1 protein-coding gene is annotated in these 1,288 nt (G+C 48.4%); it reads right to left on the minus strand.

Going from position 1 to position 1,288, the window contains the following annotated elements:
• Positions 1-124 precede the first annotated feature (124 nt).
• Positions 125-910, minus strand: a complete 786-nt coding sequence (locus QT974_RS34465; protein ID WP_333472834.1) for a class I SAM-dependent methyltransferase — start codon at positions 908-910, stop codon at positions 125-127.
• Positions 911-1,288 lie beyond the last annotated feature (378 nt).

Genomic DNA, 1,288 nt, shown 5'->3' on the forward strand with positions numbered 1-1,288 from the left:
CGAAGGTGAGCTGGCCGGGAATCCCGTAGGCTGCGTTTAATTGGTCAATACTCATGCTGTAGGCCTGGTTACTTGCTACCCAATTATCCGATATTATGGTGGTTAGATTTTTTGTATTGTTGAGTTAGACCGGGGAGAGCAACGGCGATTTTTTGACAGCAACAACACGAAGGCGGCGATAATCAACAGTCCAACCAGCATCGCAGTAAAGCGTCGGTCGCAAAAGATCGGCAACTGCAACAAGTGCGCGCGATCGCACGAACGGCGACAACCCCGACAAAAAGTCACCTGCAAACATCTCAATCCAATTTACCATACCAGCGCTGCCCTCTTCTAGAAGAGTCTGGCGATCGAACAAAACCGCATAACTAACCTCAAAACCGTGGTTTTCCAGTAGCAGAGCATACTCGCCGACACCCGGAAAATACCAAGGATTAAGCGATTCAGGCTCCGACGAGCCAATTTCCGACAAAACGTTCAAAAGCGCGCGGGCGATCGCCCCCACATTCCCCTTACCGCCAAACTCAGCCACAAAACGCCCTCCCGGCTTCAGCGCTTTTTCCACGCAATTAATTACAGCATCCGGCTGTTTAATCCAGTGCAAAACCGCATTAGAAAACACAGCATCTAACGGCTCTTCCACTTGAAAATCCCTGGCATCCGCCGCCGCAAAGCTAATATGAGGATAATTAGATTTTGCAGTACAAATCATCGCCAAAGAAGAATCAACACCTCGCACAAAAGCACCACTTTCAGAAATCTTTGCAGTTAACTGTCCCGTACCGCAGCCCAAATCCAGAATTCCTTCTCCCGCTTTTGGAGCGAGTAACTCCAAAAGCGATTCGCCATACTGCCAAACAAAAGCATGATTTTTCTCGTAAAGAGCTGAATTCCAAGAATTTTGTGACATTTTAAAATCCTCAAATTGTAAATTACATTGACTTTAGTTGTCGCTAAATCACATATAGCCTTTCTCAGAAAGATGAGGTACGACTGGCTAAACCGGGCATTGGGCATTGGGCATTGGGCATCGGGCATGGGGCATGGGGCAAAGAGGGCATCGGGCATTGGGCATTGGGCTCCGCGGGCCTCGGGTCTAAAAGCATCGGGCATCGGGCATACCTCACTTTTTTGAGAACCGCTATATAGCGCTCCTCAATCAATCACTTCACTTCACTTCTCTTAGTGTCCTTAGCGCCTTCGCGGTTCGTCAAAAAGAATCTCCTTCACACATAGATATGACGGGTGCATCTGGTTTTTGAGGAGGGCTTTCGCATGACCGCAGATA

The sequence above is a fragment of the Microcoleus sp. BM001215392 genome, assembly GCF_036700185.1.
GTDB lineage: Bacteria > Cyanobacteriota > Cyanobacteriia > Cyanobacteriales > Microcoleaceae > Microcoleus.

What these genes read in the sequence shown, in the direction of transcription:
- QT974_RS34465 (WP_333472834.1), bottom strand. Translation starts at nt 910, where the DNA reads ATGTCACAAAATTCTTGGAATTCAGCTCTTTACGAGAAAAATCATGCT.